Origin of the sequence: Gaetbulibacter sp. M240, from assembly GCF_043876815.1 — a bacterium.
GTDB lineage: Bacteria > Bacteroidota > Bacteroidia > Flavobacteriales > Flavobacteriaceae > Gaetbulibacter_A.
Window position 1 is genome coordinate 320,583 of record NZ_JBAWKA010000004.1, and the last position, 25,781, is coordinate 346,363.

Sequence of the window (25,781 nt, forward strand, 5' to 3'; positions counted from 1 at the left end):
ATTTAATTTCGTGTTACAAAAATAAGTGCGGTAGTTACAATAAATGAGGTTATGGTAATTAAGGTATTGATCCGAGTATCACCTGAGGCACCACTTACCGCAGAATGATTAGGTTCTACATACACATAATCATTTTGCGTTAAGTAGAACACGGGTGAGTTAAACACCTCTTTACTGGTCAGGTCGATACGTGTGTAGGTTTTTGTGCCGTTAAAATTTCGGATCACCAATACATTATCACGACGCCCCTTAATGGTAAGGTCACCAGCCATGCCTAAAGCCTCTAAAATAGAAACGCGCTCTCCGGATACCGGATAAACCCCAGGGTTTCTAACCTCCCCCGCCACGGTTACTCTATAATTCAATAACCGTATAATGATAACCGGATCTTTCAATAAATTACCATTTTCAAATTTCTGCCTTAATAATTGTTTGGCGCCTTCAACTGTCAGACCTATTAACTTTATTTTTCCCAATACCGGATAATCAATATTGCCGTCTACGTCAATCAAATAATTTATTAATTCGGATTGATTTCCCGTCGATCTCATAATGTTATATGGTGCTGAGGCGGATGGCACCAGCGTAGACACATAAATACTTAATATATCACCGATCTTTAATTTCGCATTAAAGGTATCGGTATCTACCATGGTTTCAAAATTCTTGACATTTTGAAAATAAACCACATCCTTTCGTGTTTTACATGACGTAAGAAACAAAAGGAGTAAGATGATAAGTATACTCTTGGATACTGTGGTCGTTTTCATCATGGTACGCAATATTTGGGGAAGGTAATAAATTTTATATAATGTTAGAATTACAAGCTTTTAAAATGGCTGTCCTTTTTATCAGACACCAGCGCTTTCGCTTTTTTATAAATTTGAACCCGCTTGTCGAAACGTTCAAAGTCAGAGTTATTTGATTTATACTCCGGAATTAATTGTTTCATTTTCATTACAATATTATTATTTTGAAAACGGTTGGTAATACACAATTCTTCAATTTCCGGTTTTACACGATCAAAGTCAATGGCTCTGGTTTTACTGATCATGATTTTCTTATGATAGGTTGCAATGGTATTTTCGCCATTGGCCAATAATTCTTCATACAATTTTTCTCCGGGTCGTAAACCGGTAATTTTGATATCAATATCTTCAGGATAACGCAGACCACTTAACTTGATCATGTTTTTAGCCAGATCGAAGATCTTCACGCATTCACCCATATCAAAAATAAAGATCTCACCACCTTTACCCATAGTTCCCGCTTCCAAAACTAATTGTGAAGCTTCCGGGATGGTCATAAAATAACGTGTGATCTCTCTGTGGGTAAGCGTTAAGGCCTGATTATTTTCTATTTGTTTCTTGAATAATGGAATCACAGAACCGTTGGATCCTAAAACATTACCAAATCGTGTGGTAATAAATTTGGTCTTACTTTCTTTCTGTAAACAACTGATATACATTTCCGCTAAGCGCTTGGTAGCCCCCATCACACTTGTTGGGTTCACAGCCTTATCTGTAGAAATGAATACAAACTTTTTGATATTATAACGCGATGCTGTATCAGCCAATAATTTGGTTCCGTTAACATTGATCTTAATGGCTTCATAAGGCGATTGCTCCATTAAGGGCACATGTTTATAGGCCGCAGCGTGAAACACCATCGTTGGATTGTAATTCTGAAAAATACTATCCATGCGCAAGCCGTCACGTATATCGGCCACTATGGCCTTATAATTCGTTTTTCCGTTGCGTTTTAAATCCTGCTCCACATCATAAAGCGCCGATTCAGCTTGGTCTACCATGATGATCTGGTTGACATCATAATTGGACAACTGGTACACCAACTCACTACCAATAGAACCGGCTGCTCCGGTTACTAAAACCGTTTCGCCACGGAATTCATTTTGTAAGTTCGGGTTATTTATTTGAATAGGTGGTCGACCTAAAAGATCTTCAATTTGAACCTGCTTGATCTGCTTCACATTCAATTCCCCATTGATCCATTGTTCTACAGGAGGAACCTTGGTTACTTTTACCTGTAGATCAATTAATGGTATGATGTTGTTGTGATCAATTTTAGGTGAGGCTACGATAATTTCATCAATACGATTTAGCTCTAAATAACCACGGTTTAAACGTTCCTTAGAAAAAATAGGAATCCCATTGATGGATTTTCCATTCTTATTTGCGTTGTCATCAATAAAACCAACAATAATAAATCGGGACGATGTATTGTTTTGCAAGGCGTTACTTGTAAGAATCCCCGCATCTCCGGCACCATAGATCAAAACACGTTTCGAGGTCATAAAATGACATTTAATACGCTTATAAAGTACTTTAAACGCTAATCTGCTTGCTGACAGGAACATAAAGCTCAATAAGGCATGCATGGCAATCAGTGCTCGGGGGATAGTAAACCCTTCAATAAAGTTCGTAGATCTATTAAATAAGACCAAAGCCACCGAAAAAGCTGAAATAAGCAAGGTTGCTTTGAACAAATTGATCAGATCTAACAACCCGGTGTGCCGGATCACACTTTTAAAGGATCCAACGATCAGAAAACTGATGGCACTTATGGCAAGTATGAAGGGAAGTTGCGTTAAAAACTGAACCACATCAAAGTTAAGAGTAAAGTTAAATCGTATAAAATATGCCATAAAGAAGGTCACCATAACGATCCCAAGATCGATGGCAAACACCAACCATTTGGAGGCATATTTTTCAGATAAAACGCTTAAGTAGTTTTTAATAATCATGTGAGGGATTTTAATAATTTTTTTAGTATTCGGTCTAAATCGCTATCAGTCAAATTTGATCCACTGGGCAAGCATAAACCGGAATAGAATAATTGTTCAGATACGCCATTGGTAAAATGCAAATAATCCTTAAAAACAGGTTGTAAATGCATTGGTTTCCAAAGTGGACGGGTTTCTATATCATCTTCTAAAAGCGTTAAGCGAATATGCTCACGCATCTCAAAGGAAGGGGTGTTAATACAGGTGATCCATCTGTTGCAGAAAACACCCTGAGGTTCTTCTAGAAACGAGATGGTATCAAAATCATCTAAATGTGATTTATAAAATTCGTAATTACGGCGGCGCGCTGCGACACGATCATCAAGAACACGCATTTGTCCGCGACCAATACCTGCAAGAACATTACTTAACCGATAATTATATCCGATAGAAGAATGTTCATAATGAGGGGCATCATCACGGGCCTGTGTCGATAAAAAAACGGCACGATCTTTTAATTTTTTCGAACCAGTAATTAAAGCACCACCACCGGAGGTCGTGATTATCTTATTACCATTAAAAGATAGTATCCCGAGATCGGAAAGTGTACTACAAGCTTGCCCAAAATAAGTACTTCCCAAAGCTTCAGCACTATCTTCAATAACCGGAATATCGTATTTCTTCGAGATCGCATTGATCTCATTGGCCTTGTAGGGCATACCATATAAATGCACGGCTATAATAGCCTTGGGTTTTTTATATTTTTCTATACGATCCTGAATAGCGATCTCCAATAATTCCGGAGACATGTTCCAGGTATCCGGCTCGCTGTCTATAAACACGGGTGTTGCTCCCAGATAGATTATTGGGTTTGCAGATGCAGAAAATGTAAAACTTTGGCACAACACCTCGTCATCTTTGGAGACACCTAATAATTCTAAAGCTAAATGAATGGAAGCCGTTCCGGAACTTAGGGCCGCAACATGTTTGTCTCCACCTATAAATTCTTGAATATCACTTTCAAAACCATTAACATTAGGTCCTAATGGCGCGATCCAATTCGTTTTAAAGGCTTCGTTAACATAGTGTTGCTCTAATCCTCCCATGTGAGGCGAAGAAAGGTATATTTTAGTTTTAGTCAACATGGATCTCTTTCAATTGTATTTTACTATTAAAATACAACCAGAGAATACCTGTGGCTACCACTACTAAAAATGAGGGATAAACGGAAGAGAAAATTATCTCGAGGTACATAAAAAACAAAATTAAATTAGTCGTATTAATAGCTTTAATATTTAGTTATTTTTCGATATAATTGTATGCTTTCTTTAAATGGATCCTTTCAATAAACAAAACACTAAAAGTTTATCTTAAATCCCACATCACAATTAAATCAACTTGCTATTAATCAATTCAATTTTTGTGTTTTAATAGTGTAAATGTAGTAATAGTTTCCATTAACAAAACACCCAAAAATGTAATTTCGCCAAAACTATAATTTTATTCGGTTAACGACCATTAATGAGGGCGTTAAAAGATAAAAATGACACATTGTCGATTTTATTAAAAATCATAATTTTTGCTTACAATTCTATATGAATCTCATCGCTTCCTTATGAATAATTGAAACTTCTGCCTAATTCTCCTGAAGCTCGTTAAAATGGCTTTTTTTATCGATGTCTTCAGATGTATTTGAATTTCATCGTTAAAATAGCGGACTTAGTATAATAATCATTCGATATTCCAATCTTTTTCTAATCTTTGTGTAGCTATTAATCAATCCCAAATCAAATGACCCAAGATCAAACGGATTATCTTAAAGGAAGGCATGTCCTAATTACAGGTGGTGCAGGTTTTATAGGATCTAATCTATGTGAAGAACTTCTTAATAATGAGGTTCACGTGGTGTGTTTGGATAATTTTGCTACCGGAAAACGGGAAAATATCCAAAGCTTTTTAAGTCACCCGAAATTTACACTTATAGAAGGTGATATTCGCGATTTAGACACCTGCAAGGCAGCTTGTAAAGGTATCGATTTTGTGTTACATCAAGCCGCTTTAGGTTCTGTACCACGGTCTATCAAAGACCCCATTACCAGTAATGACGTTAATGTAACCGGATTTTTAAACATGTTGGTAGCGTCCAGGGATGCTGATGTTAAACGGTTTATCTATGCGGCCAGTTCATCCACCTATGGAGACCACGAAGCACTGCCTAAAGTAGAAGACACCATTGGAAAACCCCTCTCCCCCTACGCTATCACCAAATACGTTAATGAATTATATGCCGATATATTTTCGGGTACCTATGGTCTAAACACCATTGGTCTGCGTTATTTTAATGTTTTTGGGCGAAGACAGGATCCTAATGGAGCGTATGCAGCCGTGATCCCAAAATTTGTGCTTCAGTTTATGAGTCACGAATCACCCTTCATTAATGGTGATGGTAGTTATTCACGGGATTTTACGTATATCGACAATGTGGTTCAAATGAACATTTTAGCCCTTTGTACGCAAAACCAGGCTGCTCTGAACACGGTTTATAATACGGCTTATGGCCAACGAACCACGCTCCTGGAGTTAACTGAGCTATTAAAAAAACACTTATCAAAATTCGATAAAGACATCAGCAAGATCGCGATCAAACATCGCGACAATCGGGCCGGAGATATCCCTCACTCTCTAGCCTCTATTGAGAAAGCTAAAAAACTATTAGGATATGATCCCAAGTACGATATCGATTCCGGTTTAAAGGAAGCGGTAAGTTGGTATTGGGAACATTTAAAATAAACAGCGTTTTAATTTAAAAACATGAAAGACATTAAAATTGCCGTGATCGGTTTAGGCTATGTTGGCTTGCCACTTGCCCGTTTATTTGCCACAAAATATGATGTGGTTGGCTTTGATATCAATCAAGATCGTATCAATGCCCTATCGAAAGGTGTTGATGATACGCTTGAGGTTTCTGCTGACGATCTTCTAAGGGTTTTGAAAAAAGAAAGGCGTCCGGGCATAGGCCTAATGTGTTCATCAAATAGCGATGACATAGCGGTATGCAATTATTATATTGTAACCGTACCAACCCCTATTGATAAAAATAATCGCCCGGATCTCAATCCGCTGTACAGATCCAGCGAAACCGTTGCTAAGGTTCTGAAAAAAGATGACATTGTTATTTATGAATCTACCGTTTATCCCGGTGTTACGGAAGAAGAATGTGTCCCTGTTCTGGAACGGATCAGTGGTCTGAAATTCAATGAGGATTTTTATGCCGGTTATTCACCGGAACGGATCAACCCCGGAGATAAATTACATACTGTTGATAAAATATTGAAAGTAACGGCCGGTTCCACCCCGGAGATCGGTGAAAAGGTTAATGCGCTTTATGCCAGTGTGATCACTGCCGGTACACATTTGGCGCCATGCATTAAAGTTGCTGAGGCTGCCAAGGTTATTGAAAACTCACAACGTGACATAAATATTGCTTTTGTAAACGAGTTGGCTAAAATATTTAATCTTTTAGGCATCGACACACATGCTGTTTTGGAAGCTGCTGGCACCAAATGGAACTTTTTACCTTTTAAACCGGGCTTAGTTGGTGGCCATTGTATAGGTGTTGACCCCTATTATCTGGCGCAAAAAGCCCAGGAAGTCGGTTACCATCCTGAGATCATTTTGGCCGGGCGCCGCGTGAACGATACGATGGGCCATTATGTAGCTTCGGAGATCGTGAAATTGATGGTACAAAGTAACATTCACATTAAAGGGGCCAAAGTTTTGATGTTAGGTATCACATTTAAAGAAAACTGCCCGGATGTACGGAATACCAAGGTTGTCGATGTTATCAAAGAGTTGAAAGCCTATGGCACTGACATCACCATTTATGACCCCTGGGCCAATCCAAAAGAAGTAAAACACGAATATAATTTAGATACCATAAAAGAAGAACCCAAGGGAACTTATGATGCTGTCGTCCTCACCGTAGCTCATCAGGAATATTTGGATATGGATTTCAAAAGTCTTTTAAAACCTGATGGCGTACTGTATGATGTTAAAGGTGTTTTGAAGGGGAAAGTTAATGGGAGATTATAACTCTTAACAAGAAAAAAATGATTCAACATTAAAATGTTTGCATTTCAGAAAATAAATCAACTTAAAGGAGGTGCAGCCTTATCGTATGTTACCATATTTCTTACAAATATAGTTGGTCTTCTTTTAACACCTTTTATTATTCGATCGCTTGGGAGTGCTGAATATGGATTATATACCATGATCGGGGCTTTAATTGGTTACATGAGTGTTTTAGATTTTGGCCTTAACAATACTGTAGTACAATTCGTTGCTAAATTTAAAGCGGAAAAAGACAAGAAGGGAGAAGAGAATTTCTTAGCACATAGCTTTATAATGTACACATGTATTTCCTTAATAGTGGTTATTGTCGGATTTAGTATCTATTTTAATTTAGAAAACCTTTACGGCGAAACCCTGACTCCTGATCAATTTGAAAAGGCAAAAATAATGATGGTTATTTTAATTTTCAATTTGGCGATTTCTCTTCCGGGAGGAGCTTTTCAAGGAATTTGCTCTGGTTATGAGGAATTTATTTTACCAAAAACAGTAAATATAATACGATATATAGTCAGAAGTTTACTTGTTGTAGTAGTTTTATTATATGGTGGTGATTCTATTGGTTTGGTGATTTTAGATACCATAATGAATCTTATTATAATAGTGGCCAATATTTATATCGTATTCAAAATTCTTGGAGTTAAAATAAAATTGCACAAATATGATAAAAGTCTATTTTATAATATATTAGGCTTCTCTCTTTGGTTATTTGTATTTGCAATTGTACACCAATTAAGGTGGCAATTCGGCCAACTAATTATTGGCGCGTTTTATTCAACGACTTTTGTGGCTATTTATGCGGTTGGTATTACTTTAGGGAATTACTACGGAGCATTTTCCGGAGCTATTTCCGGTGTTTTTTTACCAAAAGCCATTCAAATGACCGTTGGAAATATTCCAAAAAAGCAATTAACAGATACTTTTATTAAAATTTCCAGAATAATTCTTTTAGTGCTTCTTTTTATTTTGGGAGGATTTGTTATTGTTGGTAAAGATTTTGTGTTCTTTTGGGTTGGTAAAGAATATGAGATGGCCTATTACTATGCCATTATTATAATGGTAGGACTTACGCCAATATTAAGCCAAGGATTTGCTAATAACATATTAGAGGCTAAACAATTGCTTAAATACAGAGGACTTTTACTCCTTCTCTTAACAGTTATAGGAACAGTAATAAGTATTTTAATAGTTAAAAGCTATGGCATTATTTCAATGATTTTAGTCACTGTGTTTTTTTTATTATTAGAAAGAATTTTAATGATCCCTTATTATGTAAAAAAAGCTAATTTGGATATGAAAAGATATTACAAAGAAATTAGTCCTCTATTTTTACACGTAATTATCGCAACTGGTGTAGGATTAATAATTAGGTCTTTTTTACCAGAAAAAAACATATATGTTTTTATTGTAAATTCGATGATTTACACAATTCTATTTTTTTCCTTGACTAAATATTTTATTACCGATTTCGAAAAAACATTTATTAAAAGTTTAATAACGAAAATCTTAACGAAAATTAATTGGTCTAAATGACACATTAATTTTTCAAATAAAACATCATTTTAATATGAATATTAAAATTTCCTATATCGTCCCAATTTATAATACTTCAAATTCATTGAAAAAGTGTCTAGACTCTTTACTATTACAAACTTTTCAAAATATTGAAGTCATAATGGTTAATGATGGATCTTCAGACAATTCTGAAGAAATTTGTTTGAATTATACAAAAAATAACACCAGATTTAAATATTTTTTTAAAGAAAACGGAGGTCTTTCCTCCGCCAGAAACTTTGGGATTTTAAAAGCTCAAGGGGATTATATCTTTTTTTTAGATAGTGATGATTATATAGCACCAAATTCGGGTGAGTTATTGTTCAAGGCAGCAAATGAGAATCAAGCAGATATTGTGAATTTTGGATACTTTTATGTGAAAGATAAATTAGAAGATAAAAGGCAATCCGTTTTACCAAAAAATACAATTCTTAACCATTCTGATATTCTGGAATTACTAAAATATGACACAGTAAAAAATAAATTTTTATGGTTTAGTTGGACGTATTTTATTAAAACTAGTTTCTTAATGAAGAATAATATTTTATTCAAGGAGAATGTTTTATTAGGTGAGGATTCTGACTTTAATTTAAGATTATTGCTTACTGCTAACAAAATTTATAATATCAGTGATCCACTATATTTTTATGTATATAATGAAAATTCATTAACACAATCCACATTCAGGAAAGATTTATTGCCAAAATTTAGTGTGCAATTTGAAGAACGAATTTCAGTTTACAAGGATTTCAACATTTTTATAGATCCTTACACCACTGATATTGCTCAAAATTATTTAGAACATTCTTTAATAGAAATTTTATCAAATTTTTACCGCAATAAAAATTTAGACACAAACGGTTTAGATTATTTAAAAACGCTGAGAGAAAGTAAACTATTTGAGTTTTGTTGTAATAATTATAAAAAATCAGTGTACTTAACAAGAGGTAAAAATGCAATCATTTATTTATTTAAAAAAAAATATTTAAGAGTATTGGATATACTTTTAAAAATTAAATTGAAGTAGTTAGGAGTTTTTTCGAAATTCTAAAATCAAATTTTAAACATTTAGATGTAGTAGAAAAAATCAAAATGGAACAACCAATTATCTAAAATAATAATGACAAAAGAAAATATTCCTAAAATCTCTGTAATAATACCTGTTTTTAATTCTGAGTCCTTTTTGAAAAAGTGTCTTGATTCCATAAAAAATCAAACTTTTGAAAATTTCGAGGTGATAATTGTGAATGATGGATCGACAGATGATTCTGAAATTATTTGTCAAGATTTTGTAAAAGAAGATGAACGATTTAATTATTTTAAACAGAAAAACAAAGGTAAAAGCACTGCCGTTAATTTTGGTTTTAAAAAAGCTAAAGGAGATTATATATATTTTCTGGACAGTGATGATTATATCGATAAGGATTTATTAAGTATCGCTCATGAAACCGCATCAAAATATCATGTAGATATTGTCAACTTTAATTATTATTATTTAAAAGATAAACAGCAATTTAAGGGTTTTACCAAGTTTCCAAAAAACAAGGTTTTAGAAAACTATGATATTAAAAGTTTTATCTCTGAATGGTCCCCCGATAAAAATTCTCTTTTATGGTTTACATGGATAAATCTGATAAAAAAGAGTTTACTTGATGATTTTAACATAATTCATAATGAAAAACTAAAAAGAGGTGTAGATTCCACCTTTAATTTAGAATGTTATATTAATGCTAAAGGATTGTACTCTTTAGATCATCATTTATACTATTATGTTTATAACCCTAATTCTTTAACGCAGTTAAAATATAAGCCGAATTTTCTTAGGGATTTAGAAAATCAATTTTTTGAACGCATAGAAATTCAAAAAAAATATGGTATCCATAATAGGAATTTCATAAATGCCATGGTTAATTATTACGTGTCACATAGCCCTTTCGCATTAATTAATAATGAAAAAAATCACACTGAAGGTTTGAAAATAAAATCCTTAAAAAAAATAAGAGCCTCTGAGATATTTAAATACTGCTTTAAACACTATAATGGTATAACAAACGAAATATTAAAAAAGAAAATAATAATTACTCTTTTTAAATATAACCAATTGTGGTTGATTTGGTTATTGAACGGATTTGCTATAAAATTAAAATTTGATAGAAATGGATAAGAAAATAGTTATGCTTGTAGGAGATAGTCCATCATCCTACTGCAATTATAACGCTCTCAAGAAAGATTATAATATATCTAATATTATTTTAGAAAATTCGGTATCGAAAAAAACCTTTATTAAACGTCGGATAAAAAAGTTAGGTCTGTTTAAAGTCATTGGACAAGTACTTTTCCAAAAGATTATGATCCCTTTTTTACGGTGGGAATCTAAAGATAGAATTTCAGAAATTGTTAAAAAAAACGAACTGTCCTTTGAGAATTTCGATTCAGAAAAATTGATTAAAGTAAACTCTGTAAATTCAGATGAGTGTATTGAACTTTTGACGAAATTATCACCAGACATTATTATTGTTAATGGGACACGTATTATTTCAAAAAAAGTACTGAATTCTGTTCATGGGACATTTATTAATACACATGCTGGGTTTACGCCTCTTTACAGAGGGATACACGGCGCTTATTGGTCTAAGATCAATAAGGATGGTTTTTGTGGTGTGAGCGTTCATTTGGTTGATCCTGGTATTGATACAGGCGGTATCTTATTTCAAGACCTAATTGAAACTAATGAACAGGACAATTTTGTGTCTTATACTTATTTACAAATGGCTAAAGGCATTGAATGTATGAAATTAGCTGTAAACAGTTTATTGAACGGAGAACGAAAAACAATTACAAATGGTTTAGAAAGTAAATTGTGGACACATCCAACCATATGGTTTTATCTTAAAAGCAGGATTATTAATAGGGTGAAATAATTTTATTCTAATTTTTTAAAAAAACTATGCTCAACATTAAAAAGTTTATTTCAACTCGTTTTAAAATATCAATCTTGCTGTTCTTTTATAATTTTAGGGCATTAAAGAGATTTAGTTTAAAAAAGCCTAAACAGCCAACAAAGCGAATATTTATTTTTCTTGCCGCCGATTACGGTAATTTAGGTGATGTAGCTATAACCTATGCTCAGCATAAATTTTTACAAAAACATTTTCCAAATTATTTAGTAACTGAAATTCCTATAAGCAAAACTATCGAAGGCATTTCATTTGTAAAAAAAATAATATCAAAAGATGATATTATTACAATTGTTGGTGGCGGTAATATGGGAGATTTATATCCTCTCATTGAAGATTTCCGACAAGCTGTTATTACTAATTTTCCGATGAATAAGATTGTTTGCTTTCCTCAAACCGTTGATTTTAAAAATAATATAATTGGTGAAAAAGCCTTAAAAAAGGCTATTAAAGTTTATTCGAATCATAAGAATTTAATATTATCAGCTCGGGAGAAAAGGTCATTTGATTTTTTTAATACCCATTTTATGAAAAATAAAATTTTACTTGTCCCGGATATCGTATTGACCTTAGATAAAACAAAACCTGAAAGAGAGAGAAAAGGTGTAATTGTTTGTTTAAGAAACGATAAAGAAAAAAAACTAAATAAAGACCAGGAAAACACGCTCTTTAAAATTATTGATAATAATTTTAAAGATAAGAAAACTCGAGACACACATATTGGTGGTGCTCATTTACCATTGTTCAATCGAGTAAAAGCTCTTAACAAAATTTGGAATGAATTTAAAGGTGCTGAAATGGTGATCACGGATAGATTACATGGGATGATTTTTTGTTACATTACAAATACCCCAGCAATTGTATTTCTTAATAATAACCACAAAATTCAATCATCATTTTATTGGATAAAAAATGCAAATTATATTAATTTAATTGAACTTTTTTCTGATGAAGAAATAATAAACACTATTAAATTTTTAAAAACAGAAAATAATAAAAGGGCTAAAGAAGATTTAGAATATAGGTATTCCGAATTTTTAGAGGTTATAAAAGAAAATATTTAAAAATGGAATCTTTAGTATTAAGCATAGTAGTTCCTGTTTTCAACGTTTCTCAATATGTTGAAAAATGCATCAGAAGTTGTTTTAATCAAAATATACCATTATCTAGTTTTGAAGTTATTATTGTAAACGATGGTTCTACAGATAATAGTTTGGCTATTTGTGAAAATTTAAAAAAAGAATTTAAATCTTTAAAAATAATCTCTCAAGATAATAAAGGGTTAAGCGGGGCACGTAATACAGGGTTAAAAAATGCTACTGGAAAATATGTTTGGTTTGTAGATTCTGATGACTGGATAGAAGAAAACTGCCTAAAACTACTTTTTGAGCAAATCAAATTACATGATATAGATTTATTTTGGATTGGACATGAGGTAATTGTCAATGGTGTTCCTAAAAGAGAATATATACCGGACAGTATTAAAAACCTTATAACCGGTGAAGAATTATTTATCAAACATTTAAATAATTTGTTTTATATCTGGAAGTTTATTTATAAACGTGATTTTCTCATTAAAAATAAATTATGGTTTTACGAGGGGATTTTATTTGAAGATTTAGAATTTACTCCTAGAGTTCTTATTGAGGCTAATAAATGTCAAATAATTCCAAAATCATTTTATAATTATTTAATTAGAAGCGGAAGTATAGCAAGTATTAACAATATAAAGAATAAAAGTATTAACGATCGCCTTCATATAATTGATAAATTAAGTGGCTTAACAAAGAGTGATAATATTTCTTCAAACTTTGAAAAAGAATTAAAAGAAATTATAATAGATTCTTTTATAAAAACTATTAAAATGAGTTCACGTGGTAGATTAGAGCTGCCGTTTTTGGCCTTTGATCTCATCAATAAATTTAAGATTGAGAAATACGTTATAACTTCAAATAAATTTGATTTTTATTTAGTTAAAAACAACCTAAAGATTTATCATTTTTTTTTCAAAATGATTTACACTCTATCTTCAAAAATAAAAATAAAGTGAAAAGAGTAATACACATAGTAGGACGAATGAATAGAGCTGGTGCTGAGACCATGCTCATGAATTTATATAGAAAATTAGATAGAGAAAAATTTCAATTTGATTTTGTTTATTTTACTGAAGAAGAATGCGATTATGATAAAGAAATTATAAAGCTAGGCGGACGAATTTTTAAAATTTCTCCCATACAATATAAAAATCCGATTAGCCGAACTATTGCTTTATACAAATTAATAAAAAAGGAGTCTCCTTTTCATGCAATCCATTGTCATCAAATGTTTAGTAATGCACTTCATTTAATAGCGGGTTATTATGGTGGTTTAAAAATGAGGATTGCACATTCACATAATACCAGTGATGCTAACAGTAATAAAATTATTGGGAAAATTTATCATTCTGTTTCAAAAGTTATTATTTCCATGTATGCTACTGATTATATTGCATGTGGTGAAAAAGCCGCAAAATATTTATTTCCAAAAAGCGATAAAGTTACTTTTTTGCCAAATGCCATAGATTTGGATAATTTCATTAATGAAAATGATAAACAACGAAATTTAGTTTTAAAAACTAAATCTTTGAATAAAGACACCATAATTATCACTCAAATAGGGCGTTTAAGCCCTGTTAAAAATCATAATTTTACATTGAATTTTGCTAAATTTTTAAAGGAACATAATTTTAAATTTCATTTAGCAATAGTTGGCGGGGGAATTTTAGAAAGTGAATTAAAGGTATTAGCAAATAAGCTAGATATTGAAAACTATGTTACTTTTTGTGGTGTAAGATCTGATATAAATATAGTTTTGAACAATTCAGATATAATGATTATGCCTTCATTTCATGAAGGGTTTCCTGTTGTTCTTGTTGAATCTCAGGCATGCAGTACGCCTTCTATAATATCTACAAATATCTCCAATGAGGTAGACTTAGGGATGGGCTTAATCCATTTTTGCAGTTTGGATGATGACTTTAATATTTGGTTTAATAAATTGAAAGAGGCTTTAAATAATTCCAAAGTAAGTATAAAAACACGAAAAGAGGTTCTTTCTAAACATGGATATAACATAAACCTTAGCGTAAAAAATTTAGAAATGTTTTATGAAAAAAGAAAATAACTCCTATTTAGTTACTATTGGTATTCCCTTTTATAATTCTGAAAAGTATTTAACCTATGCTATAAACTCCGTTTTATTGCAATCATATACAAATTGGGAACTGTTGCTTATGGATGATGGAAGTTCTGATAACTCACTTAATATAGCAAAAAGTTTTGAAAAAAAGGATAGAAGAATAAAAGTTTATAGTGATGGTAATAACAGTAAATTACCATTCCGCCTAAATCAATTATCGAATCTTGCAAAGGGTAAGTTTTATGCAAGAATGGATGCGGATGACATGATGCATCCAGAGAGAATAGAAACACAAATAAATTATTTAATTTCAAACCCTGAAATAGACTTAGTAGGAACTGGTCTTGTATCGATTGATGGGGCTAATAGAATAATTGGAATTAGAAAGGGGTATACTAGTGCTAATTTTACTAAAAAAGAGATATTGTCAGGAAATTGGTGTGTTCACCCTACAATTATGGGTAAGTCAGACTGGTTTAAAAAAAATAAATATGATGTAAATTTGACCAGGACCGAAGATTTTGATCTATGGATAAGGACTATAGATAATAGTAAATTTTCAAAAATTGATTTCTTAGGTTTATATTATCGGGAAGAAAGTGAGCTCTCTTTAAAGAAATATATAACATCAACACGACAATCTTTAAAATTATTTTGGAAAAACAGGAAAATAATTGGGATATCTAAAAGTATATATTATTCAATAGAAAAATTATTTAAAATGTTAATTTATTTATTTTTTGAATATTCTGGATTGATGGAAATTATTGTAAAAAGAAGATCGGATTCCATAAGTAAAACAGCCATTAAAAGTCATAATAAAATAATTAATAAAATTATGGTTTACAAAATCGAACAATATTAGCTATGTACTATCTTTTCGACCATTTTGATACTGAAGATTATTATAATATTTATTCTTGGATATTATTTGGATTTGTCATTTTTGGTTCACTAATTATCCGATATTTAGCTTCAATTGATAAAATTAAATACAAAAGAACAGATAGAAATATTTTAATAATATTTGTAATCTTAGTTATTCTTCTTTTTGGAACAAGAGGACTGAAAATTGGAACTGATACCTGGAATTATTACTATTTTTACTACTTACAAGGAATTCAAAGAACCAATTTAATTGACTTTTTCAACTATTTTGATACTGATCTAATATTTGAAGTTATCATGTATGTAACTTTTCCTTTTAAAAGTTTCACGTTTTTTATTTTAACTATATCAATAATTATAAATTTGAGCATGTATAAATTCGTGAGGCTTTATACGAATTATGGGAAATCCGGTAGTAGTTTATTATTATTTTTTTTAATAGCGAGTTCATTTGTTTTCTTTTCTCATCAGGTAAATACTATAAGAAATGGCTTAGCTATTCCTTTCGTTCTTTTCGGTGTATACTATATGATAGAAAAAAATTACAAGTTGTGCTTTTCTTTTTTATTTATTGCATTTCTCTGTCATGGCACAGCGTTAATACCAATCGCCTGTATTATTTTTGCTCAAATTGCTAAAAACATAAAGTTAAAATACTTTTTCATTCTTTATTTTACTGCAATTGGTCTAGCGTTTATAGGTTTTGGTTTTGATAAAATATGGTTTTTATCATCTATCGGTGGCGAGGATTTTCAAAGATTAGTATTTCAAGGTGAAACAAATTACAGAATTGGTTTTAGACCAGATTTTGTTGTATACAATTCCTTATTTCTATTTCTCTTTTTAAAGCTTGGTGATTTAAAAAATAGAAGTAATCTGTTTTTAATTAAATATTTTATTTTATCATCTATTATTTTCTATTTTAATTTTAATATTCCATTTTCAGACAGAATTGGAGTTTACAGTTGGATTGCTATTCCTCTTTTATTTTACAGTACAATAAATTATACATATCCTAATAAATCACTTCATTATTTAACACTTATTACAATTGGTTATTTTGCTCTCAATTTTATGGTAATACCAGCGCTTTCTTCTTCTGGAAGTAGTGATAACATCGAAAGTCGACAAACTAATTAAAACCACCTTAGACATGAATGGCAAATTTGTAATATCCTTAGATTTTGAATTGCATTGGGGACTTTTTGATTTAAAAACTGTAAGCCAGTACCAAGAAAATCTGGAAAATACACCAAAAGCTTTGAAGTCTATTGTTGATTTAAGTAATCAATATAATATAAGATTGACCGTTGCAACAGTAGGATTTTTATTTGCGAAAAATAAAAAAGAATTAACTTTTTATACCCCCAATTTAAAACCTTCATACTCTAATGGAATTTTAAACGCATATTCCCTTTTTGAGCAAATAGGATTCGATGAGAAAGATGATCCCTATCACTATGCCAATTCTCTATTAGAACAATTAAAGAAAGATAAGCGTCATGAAATAGGAACACATACCTTCTGTCACTATTATTGTAATGAACCAGACCAAACTATTAACGAATTTGAAGCTGATCTTAAATCTGCAGTAAATATTGCAAAAAGTAAAGGCGTTGTATTAAAAAGTATTGTGTTTCCAAGGAATCAAGTAAATCAAAACTATTTAAATATTCTGTATTCTTATGGTATTACTTCTTATCGCGGAACAGAAAATAGCACTATTTATAAATCCAATAGTTATCTTCCAGTAATAATGGGTAGAGGTCTAAGATTAATGGATAGTTATATAAATCTTTTTGGATATTTCACCTACCCATTAAAAGATTTAAAGTCATTTCAGGATAATTGTGTAAACCTTCCTTCATCAAGATTTTTAAGACCTTATAATATATCTTTAAAGTTTTTAGAATCTTTAAAAATAATGCGAATTAAAAAAGCCATGACCCATGCAGCAAAAAATGGTCATTTGTATCATTTGTGGTGGCACCCTCATAATTTTGGTGTTAACTTTAGAGAAAACATGAGAAATTTAGAAATGATATATAATCATTTTGATTTTTTAAAATCCAAATATAATTTTAAGAGCGAAACAATGGAGTCCCTTTCAAGTGAAATATTCAATAATTCTAATTAAACCAAAAAGTATAATACAAAATTAATAAAACAATATATGTGTGGAATTAACGGGGTAATAAGCAAACGCAAATTAAGTCGTCAAGAGTTAATTAAAATCATACAAGGCATGAATAATTTAATTATTCATAGGGGCCCCGATGATAATGGTGTTTTTGCAGAAACCAACCCAAATGCTTCAATAGCTCTTGGTATGCGAAGGCTTTCTATAATAGATATCGAGTCAGGAAACCAACCTATGAATTCTGAAGATAAAAACATTACAATTGTTTTTAATGGTGAAATCTATAATTTCATTCAACTTAGGCAATATCTTGTTTCAAAGGGTGTTAAATTTAATACAAAAAGTGATACTGAGGTCATTCTTAAATTATATGAAACCGAAGGTGTGTCTTCTTTTAAAAAGCTCGATGGTATGTTTGCCTTCAGTATATATGATAAAAATATCAATAAGGTATTTATAGTAAGAGATTTTTTTGGAGAAAAACCTTTGTATTACACATCTACTTCAAACAATTTTATTTGGGGCTCAGAACTAAAATCTATAATTAACACCATTGATACCAAACCAGATATTTCTATTGATGGTCTTAATTTGTTTTTAAGATTAACTTATATACCGGCACCGTATACAATTTACGAGGACTGTCACAAACTAGAAGCGAATCACTACTTAAGTTATGATATTGATGATCATAGTTTTGAAATTTATCCTATTTCGAATACAAAGGAAACTGGTTTGAATAAGAAAATATCGTTCAAAGAAGCCGTTTATAACGTTAAAGATTTAATTTACCAAAGTGTAGAGAGTCGATCAATTTCAGATGTTCCGCTAGGAACATTTCTATCGGGAGGTGTCGACTCTTCTGTAGTTTCATTATGTTTAGCGCAGTCCAAATCGACTCCAATAAACACCTTTTCCATTGGATTTAAAAATAAGGTTTATGATGAATCTGAAAAATCCAGAACTGTTGCAAATATAATAGGTAGTGATCATCATGAATTTATTATTGATGAAAAAGATCTGGAAGAAGACGTTCATAATATATTGACAAATTTTGACGAGCCCTTTGCAGATTCTTCTGCTCTTCCAACTTTTTTAGTGTCCAAAAAAACTAAAGAGCATGTTACCGTAGCTTTAACTGGGGATGGTGGTGATGAAGTATTTGGCGGATATAATAAATATTATATGGGTAAATTTAACAAAACGTATACAAATGTAGTCCCTCGAAAAGTTCATAATTTTTTAAAGGAAGTTACAAAACCCCTACTGAAAGTATCAAGCGATAACAGAGGATTAAAATTCAAAACGAAACGACTGTTAAACTCTTTTGATTATAATGGCCAATTTTATTACGACATTATTTCACTAGGCTTTACCAATAATCATTTGAAAAATATTTTAAAAAATGATCATTTGGACTCTAAAAAAGTGTTTGATTATTATATTAAAAAAACTAATATTCAGAATCCTGACAACTTAACTGATTTTAGAAATATAGATAAGCTTATAAGTTTAGAGGGGGATATGTTGGTAAAAGTGGATAGAACAAGTATGTTAAATTCTCTGGAATGTAGAGCTCCCTTTTTAAATAAAAAAATATGGGAGTTTACAAATTCTATACCCGAAAATTTTCTTTTAAAAGGTTGGAACAAAAAGTACATCCTAAAAGAAGCTTTTAAAAGCCAATTTCCTAAAGACTTTTTAAATAAAAGTAAAAGTGGTTTTGGCGTACCTGTAGGTGATTGGCTTAAAACCTCATTAAAATTAGAACTTTTAAGTTATATAAACGAACCAACTCTTATTGAACAAGATATATTTAATGTGCAAACAACTAAAGAATTAGTTTTAAATCATTTGAACGGAAAAGATGATAATTCATTTAAAGTCTGGACTTTTTACTGTTTTCAAAAATGGTATTATAATACCTATTCAAAAATTTAAAATAATTAGAATATCAAACTTTTTCAATCTTAATATTAAAAATATGGAGTGTTAATATTTAAATCAATAGTGAAAATTTAGCAATATGTTGTTATATAAAAAAAGCGGAATAACTTCCGCTTTTAATTATCAAAAATACATTCAATCTCTTAAAATTATTAATTTAATTGTACATTTTCAAAAATAATGTTTGTGGAATTAATGATATTTGTTTCTCTATTAAACGCACTATTCTTAATCAGAATATTTTTACAATTGTTAATTTCATTATTTGTATTGTCAATTGAAATAAATTCGCAATTATCAAATTCCAATAACTGACTAGGGTCAATTGTTAAATCATAGAGGTTCAGAGCACGACGCATAACAGTTATTTTTTCATTATAAATTTTGAAATTATTAGCTGCCCCACCTCTTGAATAATATCCAAAACTATCACTCACACCACTATTAATTATATTGTCATGTGATACACTATTTTTTAAACCTCCAAAAACGAAACTATTTTTACAGTCGTTTATTTCATTATTGAAAATATTAAAATTTTCGCCACTTACTAGTATTCCATTTTGATAACCTTTAATCGTGTTTCCAGAGATAATATAGTTTTTAGTAAACTCACCATCCCATTGGTTCACATTAGACTTCAATAATATTGCATTTTGAAAAGAAGTCCCATCAGCTAAAACCCTAGCCTGGAAAATGTTATTTTTAATAATTATATCATGAGCTGCTATGTTTGCAATCATACCATCAAACGTATTATTTTCTATAGTAATAAATGAACAAGTGTACAAATCAATATCTCCAGCTTTATTGTTGCTAAATGAATTACCTCTAAAAGTTACATTTTCTACCCTTTCGTATTCTTTTAATGTACCATCTGCTTCACGAACTCTCCAAGCTTCAAGATCAACACCATATTTTGGCCAAGTGCCTGCAGAACTATAATTAACACCTGAAGGATTTTCGCCTAAACCAGTATTAGTTATTTCAGAATTTTCAATTAAAATTCCATCTCCATCTACTATTCCTATACCATTTCTTCTACTTTTATTAACAATACTATTTTTAAGTATCACATTTTCCGAAATAACGGTATTACCAGGTTCGCCGTTTTCATTTCTTATATTAGTTGAGTTTACAATAAAACCGTCACCAGTGGCATCCTGAATATTAACACCATCTATGGTAACATTTTTACCTCCTGATACTTGTATGACAAAGCCCCATTCATGACCATCTCTGTTATTTCCATTTCTATCATTTACAGGCGAATAATCATGGTCCCATCGATCACCATATAAATTTCCTCCAGTAATTTTAACATTTACAACATCATAAATTGCCAAAAGTGTATAGGCGGGGGCATTACTAGGTTGCACTCGTAAATAGGTGTTATTAGACATTTTTAATTCAGTATTTGATGGAACTCTAATGGCGTTTTCCGCTTGTTCTTTAGCGTTAACCCAATATAATTGACAATCAAAATAAGCGTCTAATTTATCAATTTGAAAAACAGTCATACCCATACTTTTGGTCATAGAAATAGCTTTATTTATAATATGTCTATTACCAAGTGCCAAATCATCCGAAACTACGCCTTGAACAATTTCCCAACGTTCAGGAATAAAATTAAAATTAGGACTTTTTAACTGGGCCGTATTACCAGATAATTCTAAACTAGCATTTAATAACTCACCGGAAATGATCGAACCCTCAGAAAAATTCAAGGCCCCATTAATAATATCGCCTCCGGATTGGTGTTCTAAGGTTACACCGGCAGGAATATTAATTGTTTGGCCTTGCAGGTCTATTAAACAATCAATAATAACCGTACTGTTGGGGTCCAAATTGTTTAAGGTAAAGTCGCAAGGTGTTTCACCGTTTATCAGAATAGGTTCCTTTTGGGTGGGTTCCGTGGAAATGGCTGCAGGATCTTCCGTTAATGGTTCATTACTACAGGCTACGTTCAGGGAAAAAATACTTAGTAAAATCGAGGCTATCAATATTCTTCTTTTCATGGTTAGGGTCTTGTATAGGTTAGGGGCTATTTTCAAAACAATACTAAGATATTTATTAAAAAAACACGATAAAATGCATTTTATTTCGATAAAATACAATTCAATTATTCGATTAAATGCAATTATTATCGTTAAAGTGTAAATATCATAGAAAAATTAACTGCCTACATATACGAATAGAGTTCTATTTTGGATTATTTCATATTAAACATCGCTAAAATAACAGGAATCTCCGATTAATAGTATGTCATGTTAATAACTTCTAGCAACATTAACGGTAATTTAACAAGCCTAAACAGTCATTTTGACGGTTCATCTTATTTGTTTGCATTAAACGGAATAAATGCGGAGCGAATTAATTACTTTTCTATATTTGAATGCTAGTAATAACCTACCTTATAAATTATGAAGCCCAAATTGATTCGTATAACGACAGTACCCCTTTCCTTAAGTGGTTTACTTGAGGGGCAGCTGCAATTTATGTCAAAATACTTTCAGGTTTTAGCAGTGTCTTCTCCTGGGAGCAATGATGATCTTGAGGCGATCCAACAAAAAGAAGGTGTGCCCACCTACCCTATTCACATGACGCGTAAAATTACGCCAATCCAAGATCTGATTGCTCTAAAGCAACTCTATACCTTATTCAAAAAGGAAAAGCCATTTATTGTGCATTCCCATACGCCTAAAGCGGGAACTTTAGGGATGTTAGCTGCCAAATTAGCCGGTGTGCCTCATCGCCTGCATACCATCGCAGGATTACCTTTAGTAGAAGCGACAGGTTTGAAACGGATCCTTTTAAATACCGTTGAGAAAATCACCTATGCTTGTGCGACAAAAATATACCCGAATGCACATGGCTTAACTGAAATCATCTTAAAACATAAATTTACCTCTAAGGATAAATTAAAGGTTATCGCCAATGGCAGTTCCAATGGCATTAATACTGCACACTTTAGTCCGGAAAAGGTTAGCGATGAAGAAAAACAAAGGCTAAAAGATGTATTCCGTTTTTCAGGATCAGACACTATATTTGTTTTTGTGGGTCGTTTAGTAGCGGACAAAGGCATTAATGAGCTTATAGTTGCTTTTGACAAGATCAGTAAAGAAAATATAAATGCAAAGTTATTATTGGTTGGTGATTTTGAAACTGAATTAGACCCTCTTAAAGAAGAGACTTTAAACATCATGAAAAATAATCCAAATATTTTGAATACGGGTTGGGTTACAGATGTGCGGCCTTATTTTTCTATAGCTGATATTTTAATTTTTCCAAGTTACCGGGAAGGTTTTCCTAATGTGGTGATGCAAGCTGGTGCCATGGGCTTACCATCTATCGTTACCGACATCAATGGATGTAATGAGATCATTGTTGAAGGTGAAAACGGCACAATAATCCCGACTAAGGATAGCGAGGCCATTTATCATAAAATGGCACAGTTATTAAAGGGCGAATTAAAATTTGAATCTGCTTTGTGCCGAGACATGATAACCTCTCGTTACGAGCGCCAAGTCGTTTGGGATGCCCTATTACAGGAATATCAACAGTTATAGACAATGGATTAACAAAAAAGAATTCATTATCGATATTTAAATATTTAAAACATTAATTATAGTTTATGACCTTAAAAAAAGATAAGAAATTACGCTGGGCCATACTAACAACAGGCTTAGGAAGAAACGCTTGCGATACCATTAAAAATGTTTCAGAAGGCAAAGTAAAAGATTCAGAAATAGCCTGTTTGATCTATGAATCTGAACCTTGTGTCGCCAAAGATATGGCAATTGAAAAAGGAATAGAAGCCATTAAGATTAAAAAAGGTGATTTTACCGATACTAACTCGTATTATGATTATTTGCTTTCTAAATTAAAGTACTTTAATGTTGATTATATCCTTTTGTTGAGTTATGAATATATAATCCGTCAAAAAATTTTAAATGCGTTTAGAAATAGAATTATCAATATACACCCCTCTTTATTTCCTAGTTTTTTAAGAACAAGAACAGCAATACAGGAAGCTTTGGAATACGGGGTTAAGGTAACCGGGATAACCACCCATATTATAGATGATCAAGTAGATGAAGGGGAAATATTATGTCAGAAAGCTATAAAGGTAAAAGCTCATGACACTTTTGAGACCCTTTACCCCAGATTTTCTAGACATGGCGAAAAAATTATTTTAAAAACCATAAAAGTTATAGAAAATCGACATTTTGGACATTAAATGACTTAAACGAAGTATTGAAACAAACCTCATATGATACGCTATAAACATTTTAAAAAACTGATGGATCTAACGATCGCATTATTCGCAGTCATTGTGCTGTCACCTGTAATTATTATGGTATCGGTTTTGTTATTCATAATGAATCATGGTCAGGTGTTTTTTTTTCAGGATCGGATTGGAAAGAACGAAAAACCTTTTAGGATCATCAAGTTTAAAACGATGACGGATAAGACCGATCAAAACGGTCAATTGTTACTAGACACCTACCGTTTATTTCCTTTAGGAAAAATGATCCGTAAATCCTCAATTGACGAATTGCCCCAGCTGTTTAATGTTCTAAAGGGTGATATGTCGATTATTGGTCCACGTCCTCTATTACCAGAATATTTACCCTTCTATTCGATAAAGGAACAAAAGCGACACCATGTACATCCCGGTATTACCGGTTATGCTCAGGTAAATGGGAGAAATCATATCGATTGGGACACTAAATTAAAGTTAGACGCTTATTACGTTGAGCATTTATCTTTTAAATTAGATTTTCAAATATTAATTAAAACCGTTTTTAAAGTTATCGCTTCAAAAGACGTAGCTTCAGATAATACCGGTATTGAGAAAAAATTAAGTGATGTTAGAAAAAAACTTAATATTATCTCCTAACTTAAAAAAAATAAGTTATGAAAAACATTGTAATCATTGGAGCATCAGGACACGCCAAAGTGGTCATTGACATTATTGAGCACAAGGGGACTTACAATATTGTTGGTCTTGTCGATTCCTATAAGGATGATACCCATACCCTTTTCGGTTATCAGGTTTTGGGTTCAGAAAATGATCTGCCGGATTTAATTAAAAAATATGATCTATATGGTGGTATTATCGCTATTGGCGATAATTTTAGCAGAAAATATTTATATGATAAAATTACGTTTAGACTACCTCATTTTAATTTTTTATCAGCCATCCACCCAAATACTATTATAGGGAAGAATGTCACCATTGAAGAAGGTACTGTAACACTTGCGGGAGTTATTATTAACAGTGATGCCCATATTGGTAAATTATGTATTATCAATACAAATAGTTCGGTAGGTCATGAGAGTCTTCTAGCTGATTTTTCAAGTTTAGCACCGGGTGTAACCCTTGGTGGTAGCACAAAAATTGGTTATTGTTCCGCCATATGTTTAGGGGCTAATATTATTGAAACCATTGAAATTGGTGCACATACAGTTATTGGCGCCGGAGCTTTAGTAAATAAACCTATTGGGGATCATAAAATTGCCTACGGAGTACCTGCTAGAATCATTCGAACAAGGGAAGAAAATGAACCCTATTTAGGGGGCATTTACAAATACAATTTAAAATGAAAACAGAACAATCAATTAAAAAGGTACGTGTTTATGGTGCAGGAGGCCATTCCCATGTTATAAAGGATGTCATGCGAATGAACGGCTATGAGATCACTGATACTTTTGATGATAAGCCCGAGCAAGTTCATTATGCTTCGAAACATGTTTCCGGTGGAGCACGAAAAAACATTGAAAAATTTCCGCACCACGGCGACCCCGTTATCATCGCAGTAGGCATAAATGCAGAACGTAAAGAAATTGCAGATTTTTTACAAAGCGATTTTGAAACGGCCATTCACCCATCAGCTATAATAGCTGAAAATGCAGTTATTGAAGAAGGAACTGTAGTTTTTGCAGGATGTATTATTCAAACCAATACTCGGGTCGGAAAACATGTGATTATCAATACAGGCGCTAGTGTCGATCATGATAATATTATTGGTGATTTTGCACACATCTCGCCAAAGGTAGCACTATGTGGTCATGTGGAGGTTGGTGAAGGGTCTCATGTAGGCGTGGGTGCGGTCGTTATTCCAAAAGTAAAAATTGGAAAGTGGTGCACGATCGGCGCCGGTACCATTGTCCTCAAAGATGTACCGGATTATGCCACTGTAGTTGGTAATCCGGGAAAAATAATTAAAATAAATAATTGATA

At 31.9% G+C, this 25,781-nt stretch carries 22 protein-coding genes; 18 read left to right on the plus strand and 4 right to left on the minus strand.

Annotated elements, in window-relative coordinates:
* Positions 1-2 precede the first annotated feature (2 nt).
* The 3 genes from V8G61_RS12690 to V8G61_RS12700 are packed head-to-tail and all read right to left on the minus strand — an operon-like array spanning position 3 to position 3,849.
* Positions 3-773, minus strand: a complete 771-nt coding sequence (locus V8G61_RS12690; protein ID WP_394876169.1) for a polysaccharide biosynthesis/export family protein — start codon at positions 771-773, stop codon at positions 3-5.
* 47 nt (positions 774-820) lie between these two features.
* Positions 821-2,764: a polysaccharide biosynthesis protein gene (locus tag V8G61_RS12695; RefSeq protein WP_394876170.1), complete on the minus strand. Its 1,944-nt coding sequence runs from the start codon at positions 2,762-2,764 to the stop codon at positions 821-823.
* The gene (locus V8G61_RS12700) at positions 2,761-3,849 is read right to left on the minus strand and encodes a DegT/DnrJ/EryC1/StrS family aminotransferase (RefSeq protein ID WP_394876171.1); all 1,089 of its coding nucleotides are present in this window, start codon (positions 3,847-3,849) and stop codon (positions 2,761-2,763) included. The genes V8G61_RS12695 and V8G61_RS12700 overlap by 4 nt, the downstream gene beginning before the upstream one ends.
* A 685-nt stretch (positions 3,850-4,534) precedes the next feature.
* Between V8G61_RS12700 and V8G61_RS12705 the strand changes: the two genes are divergently transcribed.
* The 13 genes from V8G61_RS12705 (at position 4,535) to asnB (ending at position 19,528) form a co-directional block, all read left to right on the plus strand.
* On the plus strand, positions 4,535-5,533 hold the full coding sequence (locus V8G61_RS12705; protein ID WP_394876172.1) for an SDR family oxidoreductase: 999 nt from the start codon (positions 4,535-4,537) through the stop codon (positions 5,531-5,533).
* A gap of 21 nt (positions 5,534-5,554) precedes the next feature.
* Entirely contained in the window at positions 5,555-6,835 is a 1,281-nt protein-coding gene (locus tag V8G61_RS12710) for a nucleotide sugar dehydrogenase (RefSeq protein ID WP_394876173.1), read from the plus strand.
* 33 nt (positions 6,836-6,868) lie between these two features.
* A complete protein-coding gene (locus V8G61_RS12715; RefSeq protein ID WP_394876174.1) occupies positions 6,869-8,404 on the plus strand; it encodes a lipopolysaccharide biosynthesis protein in 1,536 nt (511 codons plus the stop codon).
* Positions 8,405-8,438: 34 nt separating this feature from the next.
* Positions 8,439-9,452, plus strand: a complete 1,014-nt coding sequence (locus V8G61_RS12720) for a glycosyltransferase family 2 protein (protein ID WP_394876176.1) — start codon at positions 8,439-8,441, stop codon at positions 9,450-9,452.
* A 93-nt stretch (positions 9,453-9,545) separates the two neighbouring features.
* Positions 9,546-10,589, plus strand: coding sequence for a glycosyltransferase family 2 protein (locus V8G61_RS12725; RefSeq protein ID WP_394876177.1), 1,044 nt, complete (start codon positions 9,546-9,548; stop codon positions 10,587-10,589).
* A complete protein-coding gene (locus V8G61_RS12730) occupies positions 10,582-11,346 on the plus strand; it encodes a formyl transferase (RefSeq protein WP_394876179.1) in 765 nt (254 codons plus the stop codon). The genes V8G61_RS12725 and V8G61_RS12730 overlap by 8 nt, the downstream gene beginning before the upstream one ends.
* A 26-nt stretch (positions 11,347-11,372) precedes the next feature.
* Positions 11,373-12,446, plus strand: a complete 1,074-nt coding sequence (locus V8G61_RS12735) for a polysaccharide pyruvyl transferase family protein (RefSeq protein ID WP_394876181.1) — start codon at positions 11,373-11,375, stop codon at positions 12,444-12,446.
* A 2-nt stretch (positions 12,447-12,448) separates the two neighbouring features.
* On the plus strand, positions 12,449-13,432 hold the full coding sequence (locus V8G61_RS12740; RefSeq protein WP_394876183.1) for a glycosyltransferase: 984 nt from the start codon (positions 12,449-12,451) through the stop codon (positions 13,430-13,432).
* Positions 13,429-14,544 (plus strand): glycosyltransferase, encoded by a 1,116-nt coding sequence (locus tag V8G61_RS12745; protein ID WP_394876185.1) that lies wholly within the window; start codon positions 13,429-13,431, stop codon positions 14,542-14,544. The genes V8G61_RS12740 and V8G61_RS12745 overlap by 4 nt, the downstream gene beginning before the upstream one ends.
* Complete coding sequence (locus V8G61_RS12750; protein WP_394876186.1) at positions 14,528-15,424, plus strand: glycosyltransferase family 2 protein; 897 nt, start codon at positions 14,528-14,530, stop codon at positions 15,422-15,424. The genes V8G61_RS12745 and V8G61_RS12750 overlap by 17 nt, the downstream gene beginning before the upstream one ends.
* 2 nt (positions 15,425-15,426) lie before the next feature.
* Positions 15,427-16,587 (plus strand): EpsG family protein, encoded by a 1,161-nt coding sequence (locus V8G61_RS12755; RefSeq protein WP_394876187.1) that lies wholly within the window; start codon positions 15,427-15,429, stop codon positions 16,585-16,587.
* A gap of 13 nt (positions 16,588-16,600) precedes the next feature.
* A complete protein-coding gene (locus V8G61_RS12760) occupies positions 16,601-17,584 on the plus strand; it encodes a polysaccharide deacetylase (RefSeq protein ID WP_394876189.1) in 984 nt (327 codons plus the stop codon).
* A gap of 36 nt (positions 17,585-17,620) precedes the next feature.
* On the plus strand, positions 17,621-19,528 hold the full coding sequence (gene asnB / locus V8G61_RS12765) for an asparagine synthase (glutamine-hydrolyzing) (protein WP_394876190.1): 1,908 nt from the start codon (positions 17,621-17,623) through the stop codon (positions 19,526-19,528).
* A gap of 158 nt (positions 19,529-19,686) precedes the next feature.
* Here asnB and V8G61_RS12770 read toward each other — a convergent pair whose 3' ends face one another.
* On the minus strand, positions 19,687-21,552 hold the full coding sequence (locus V8G61_RS12770; protein ID WP_394876192.1) for a hypothetical protein: 1,866 nt from the start codon (positions 21,550-21,552) through the stop codon (positions 19,687-19,689).
* 405 nt (positions 21,553-21,957) lie between these two features.
* Between V8G61_RS12770 and V8G61_RS12775 the strand changes: the two genes are divergently transcribed.
* From V8G61_RS12775 to V8G61_RS12795, 5 genes are all read left to right on the plus strand, one after another.
* Positions 21,958-23,103 carry a glycosyltransferase family 4 protein gene (locus tag V8G61_RS12775; protein ID WP_394876193.1) on the plus strand — a complete coding sequence of 382 codons (1,146 nt, stop codon included), beginning with the start codon at positions 21,958-21,960 and terminating at the stop codon, positions 23,101-23,103.
* Positions 23,104-23,168: 65 nt separating this feature from the next.
* Entirely contained in the window at positions 23,169-23,774 is a 606-nt protein-coding gene (locus V8G61_RS12780; protein ID WP_394876194.1) for a formyltransferase family protein, read from the plus strand.
* 33 nt (positions 23,775-23,807) lie between these two features.
* Complete coding sequence (locus V8G61_RS12785; protein WP_394876197.1) at positions 23,808-24,437, plus strand: sugar transferase; 630 nt, start codon at positions 23,808-23,810, stop codon at positions 24,435-24,437.
* A gap of 17 nt (positions 24,438-24,454) precedes the next feature.
* A complete protein-coding gene (locus tag V8G61_RS12790) occupies positions 24,455-25,144 on the plus strand; it encodes an acetyltransferase (protein WP_394876200.1) in 690 nt (229 codons plus the stop codon).
* Positions 25,141-25,779, plus strand: coding sequence for an acetyltransferase (locus tag V8G61_RS12795; protein WP_394876202.1), 639 nt, complete (start codon positions 25,141-25,143; stop codon positions 25,777-25,779). The genes V8G61_RS12790 and V8G61_RS12795 overlap by 4 nt, the downstream gene beginning before the upstream one ends.
* Positions 25,780-25,781 lie beyond the last annotated feature (2 nt).